The 4,194-nt window shown below is 36.0% G+C and carries 6 protein-coding genes; 3 read left to right on the top strand and 3 right to left on the bottom strand.

Annotation, left to right across the window (positions count from 1 at the left end; all coding sequences use genetic code 11):
* From UC75_RS15345 to UC75_RS15335, 3 genes are all read right to left on the bottom strand, one after another.
* On the bottom strand, positions 1–687 hold a 687-nt coding region (locus UC75_RS15345; RefSeq protein ID WP_228137420.1), incomplete at its 3' end, for a tetratricopeptide repeat protein.
* A gap of 183 nt (positions 688–870) precedes the next feature.
* On the bottom strand, positions 871–1,581 hold the full coding sequence (locus tag UC75_RS15340) for a DsbC family protein (RefSeq protein ID WP_005309781.1): 711 nt from the start codon (positions 1,579–1,581) through the stop codon (positions 871–873).
* A 145-nt stretch (positions 1,582–1,726) separates the two neighbouring features.
* Positions 1,727–2,449 carry a YgfZ/GcvT domain-containing protein gene (locus tag UC75_RS15335; RefSeq protein ID WP_049838083.1) on the bottom strand — a complete coding sequence of 241 codons (723 nt, stop codon included), beginning with the start codon at positions 2,447–2,449 and terminating at the stop codon, positions 1,727–1,729.
* Positions 2,450–2,661: 212 nt separating this feature from the next.
* Here UC75_RS15335 and UC75_RS15330 point away from each other — a divergent pair, with 212 nt between their 5' ends.
* The 3 genes from UC75_RS15330 to UC75_RS15320 all read left to right on the top strand — a co-directional run bounded on the left by UC75_RS15330 (position 2,662) and on the right by UC75_RS15320 (position 4,014).
* Positions 2,662–3,114 (top strand): SRPBCC family protein, encoded by a 453-nt coding sequence (locus tag UC75_RS15330; protein WP_128825297.1) that lies wholly within the window; start codon positions 2,662–2,664, stop codon positions 3,112–3,114.
* A gap of 107 nt (positions 3,115–3,221) precedes the next feature.
* Positions 3,222–3,578, top strand: coding sequence for a DUF488 domain-containing protein (locus tag UC75_RS15325; protein ID WP_049838081.1), 357 nt, complete (start codon positions 3,222–3,224; stop codon positions 3,576–3,578).
* Positions 3,579–3,669: 91 nt separating this feature from the next.
* Positions 3,670–4,014 carry a zinc ribbon domain-containing protein YjdM gene (locus tag UC75_RS15320; RefSeq protein WP_049838080.1) on the top strand — a complete coding sequence of 115 codons (345 nt, stop codon included), beginning with the start codon at positions 3,670–3,672 and terminating at the stop codon, positions 4,012–4,014.
* Positions 4,015–4,194: the final 180 nt, after the last annotated feature.

Here is a 4,194-nt window from a genome sequence, read left to right as displayed (position 1 = left end):
CTCAGGTAAATTTTGCGGAATGATATTGCCATTCGCCATCATGGTCGCTAAAGCCATAGACGCAGGAGCGTAGCCTTTTTGAGCAATCGATTGCAAAGCTTCGATACCTTGGCGTTTCATTAACGGATTTTTATTTTCCACACCTTGGCTAATATCATAAAGTGCTTTCACCTGAGTCGCTGGATAGTTACCTTTTCTAATTAAAGGCGCTAACTTTTGAAGAGCAATTTGATGTGACTGCGGTTTCTTCTGAGCAAATAAAATCGTCGCAATTTTCACAGTTGCATCATCAGAACCTTGAGCCGATGCTTTTTGAATATATTGACTGAATTTGTTGCTGTCTTTGGCAACCCCTAATTCACCAGTCTCATAAATTTGTGCAAGCGTGTAACTCGCTTGGGCGTAACCTTTATTTGAAGCATCTTCATAATATTTGAGGGCTTTAGAAGAGTCTTTTGCTGTACCTTGGCCCATTTGAGTCATATAACCTAAGTTATAGATGGCTTGAGCATTCCCTGTTTGTGCTAGGCGTTGCATTTCTTGAAATGCAGCAGAGTAATTTTTTGCTGCGTAGAGTTGTTCAGCTTGTTTGAAAACATCGGTTTTAGCAGCAGTCGTTGTGCTATCCGCTGCAAAAATTGATGCACTTGAAAGGGTGATTAGGCTTGCGATTAGTAATTTCTTCATTTCTTTTTAACCTTTTACTTCGTAGCTACATCATTCCATTGATGCATTAAATAGTTTCATTTCTCATCATAAATATTGATTGCTGAAAGTAAACAGCCGATTTGTATATAAAGCGCTGCACTTCGGGCAAATTGTGGAGAAAAAAGACCCACTCACATTCATATAACGGAGTGGGTAATATTATTATTTTGCTGACTGAAGTAATGCTTCAATTTGCTTGGCATCACTTGGTACACCAGAGAGTCTTTGGCCATCTTGCAAGAACAGGGTAGGTGTTCCATCAATATTTAATTTTTGACCTAAAGCGATATTTTTCTGAATTGGACTCGAGCAACTTTTGCTATTAGTCGGCAATTTGCGGTTAAGCATGTAGTTTGTCCAAGCTTCTGCTGGATTTTTTGAGCACCAGATTTGATTTGAAACTTTTTCAGCATTTGGATGCAAACTAGTAAGAGGATAAAGGAATACATATACCGTTACGTTATCAACACCAACCATATTTTGCTCTAAGCGCTGGCAATATGGGCAATCTGGGTCACTAAAGACATAGATCGTACGTTCGCCTTTACCTTTTACATATTTAATGGCCTGATTTAATGGCAAACTTTTAACGTCAATTTTGCCCAGTTCGGCAATACGTTCTTCAGTCATGTTTTTTTGTTGTTTGATGTCGACTAGGTTACCAACAAAAAAGTACTTAGCATCTTGGTTTGTATAGACAATGCGGCCGCTTGTGTACACTTCATATATGCCTTGAACAGGAGATTGATAAACACCTTTTACAGGCAAATCTGGATAATTCGTCTTAAGATTTTGTTCAAGGGCTTTAACGTCAGCATGAGCAGAACCGAAAATAGCCAGACTCAACATGAGTGTAGCAAGTTTAGTTTTCATCTTTTTTCTCTTTAATTTCAACAGGGCTAATGATGGCATATAAAACTTAAAAAATTGACGTTCTAATCTAATGAAATCATTAGTGTTTTGTATCTATAAAAAAGCCCACTAACTTAGAAGTGGGCAATTCGAGCTAATAAAATTATTATTGTGGTCTTGCAACATCGCGACTTAAAGCTTCAGGTAACTCAAGAACTTGAAGTCCCAACTCTTGTAGAGCAGCAGGTTTAGCAACAACTAACGCAAGATAACCTTGATCATTTGCAACACTATTAACGACTTCAACATCGTTATTTAATTGAGTTGCTGAAGCAGGCGCCTCACCTGTACCCTGAACCAGATGTAACCAGTGTTTTGGTTTTGCTTTAAACCAAAGACGCGCCACAATTTCCTGACCTAAGTAACAGCCCTTATCGTAATTGACACCTTCACGTTGATGTAAACGCAATTCTTGGGGCTGGAACTCATGTTCAGTTGCCTGTGTAATCCACGCTTGACCCGTCATAATGGCTTGTTTTTGCCATTCAGAAATATCAGTTTCAGTCGTATTGAACTCAGTTTGATGATTCACAACTTTTGGGAACACAGCGCCTTGTTCACTCAAGGTCATTTTCGAAAAAGCACCAAATTTTTTAATATGTTTGGCAAACTCTTCAGCTTGATCTTGAGCAACTACAATTTCAAAACTTTCAGGATTAATCTTTTTTAGCCACAAGCCAAAGTGAATACGACCTTTAAGATCACAGATCGCTGTATAGCGAGTTTCATTTTCAGCTAAACGTTCAGTATCTACAGTAACTTGGCCTTGTAAAAACTTCTGTGCATCTACACCGTTTAAAGCATATGAGGAGAAAGCGAGCAGACTCATAATTAATCTCAAATTCAATATATTTCTTTATGATTGCTGACTATTTTGCTCCATTTTTACTAAAAAATCAGCCCTAGTTTTCGTAATTTGATTTCGCCTGAAAAAAGTATTTTGTTTGAAAAAACACCAAAAATATACGTTCGGATAAATCGGAAGGTTTAAGCTAATAAGCATAATTTCGATAATTTAAAAGAAATTAAAATAAGGAGAATATGATGGCAACAGGAACAGTAAAATTTCATCGCGTGTTTAAGGCTCCAGCCGAGCGAGTTTACCGTGCATTTTTAGACCCAGATGCTTTAGTCAAGTGGTTACCGCCGCACGGCTTTACTGCCAAGGTTCATAGTTTTGATGCAAGTGTTGGTGGCTCATATAAAATGAGTTTTACCAATTTTTCGACAGGTTCAACACACGCTTTTGGTGGAACATATGTTGAATTAGTTCCAAATGAATTAATTCGATATAACGATCAATTCGACGACCCAAATTTACCAGGCACTATGCAAGTGACTATTACGTTAAAAAGCGTATTGGTAGGCACGGAAGTACATATTACGCAAGAAGGCATACCTGAAGTTATTCCTGAGGAAGCTTGTTATTTGGGATGGCAAGAATCTTTATCTTTACTAACATTGTTAATTGAAGCAGATATTCCTGACCAATAAACCTTCTAAAATTTTAATGAAATATTTAAAAAGTGAGTGGAGCTAAATCTGCTCACTTTTCTTTTATAAGATCTATCTAAAATGTAAAACTTACACAGAGAAAGATTATGGATATACACATTAAAAGAATTTATGAAAATGCTGAGCCTAATGATGGGAAGCGAATTTTGGTTGATCGTTTATGGAGTAGGGGAATTAGTAAGGAAACTGCTCATTTAGATTTGTGGTTAAAAGAAGTGGCACCTTCAACTGAACTGCGCAAGTGGTTCCATGCAGCAACGCCAGATTATTGGGAAGAATTTAAGCAGCGTTATTTAAAAGAGCTTGAAACCAACTCCGCATTTGAAGAGCTACAACACATCGCAGTAGAACATACAGTTACGCTTTTATATTCAGCAAAAGATGTTGAAAATAACCATGCAATTATTTTGAAAGAATATTTATTAAGTAAAAACTCAAAATGAATATATAAATTTTTTTTTGGTAAAAGTCTTTTATTTAAAACTTTAAAAAATGAGTCATATCTCGCATAATATACTTTTTGAGATTTTTTTCATGTCTTTGCCAAACTGCCCAAAATGCCAATCAGAATATACTTACCAAGATGGCGACTTATTGATTTGTCCTGAATGCTCAAATGAGTGGAAAGAAGGGGATGCACTGCTTACTGAAGAACAAGAAATTATTAAAGATGCTAATGGAAATGTATTAGCTGATGGCGACAGCGTAACTGTTATTAAAGACTTAAAAATTAAAGGTTCATCTTCAGTCGTAAAAGTAGGTACGAAAGTAAAAACGATTCGTTTAGTTCCAGATGCAAGTGATGGCCACAATATCGATTGCAAAATTGATGGTATTGGTCAGATGAAGTTAAAATCTGAATTTGTAAAAAAAGCTTAAATTGTTAATTTTAATTACATTTCAGTAGAGATATGCACTTATATCTCTACTTTTTAAATTTCTAACATCATTATAATTTTATTACGAAAAAGTATAAAAAATGGGCTATTCAAAGAATGATAGCCCATTTATATTGTCATAAATAACAAATAACTTTCGTCCAGAATAATAACGAAAGTC

This window comes from Acinetobacter sp. V2 (assembly GCF_001188385.1).
Taxonomy (GTDB): domain Bacteria; phylum Pseudomonadota; class Gammaproteobacteria; order Pseudomonadales; family Moraxellaceae; genus Acinetobacter; species Acinetobacter oleivorans.
The sequence above is the reverse complement of the archived record's forward strand: the minus strand, read 5'-3'. Positions and strand labels throughout refer to the sequence as shown.

Bases quoted from the DNA above. Each gene is read 5' to 3' on its own strand.
- UC75_RS15335 (WP_049838083.1), bottom strand. From the start codon at position 2,449: ATGAGTCTGCTCGCTTTCTCCTCATATGCTTTAAACGGTGTAGATGCA.
- UC75_RS15340 (WP_005309781.1), bottom strand. From the start codon at position 1,581: ATGAAAACTAAACTTGCTACACTCATGTTGAGTCTGGCTATTTTCGGT.
- UC75_RS15325 (WP_049838081.1), top strand. From the start codon at position 3,222: ATGGATATACACATTAAAAGAATTTATGAAAATGCTGAGCCTAATGAT.
- UC75_RS15320 (WP_049838080.1), top strand. From the start codon at position 3,670: ATGTCTTTGCCAAACTGCCCAAAATGCCAATCAGAATATACTTACCAA.
- UC75_RS15330 (WP_128825297.1), top strand. From the start codon at position 2,662: ATGATGGCAACAGGAACAGTAAAATTTCATCGCGTGTTTAAGGCTCCA.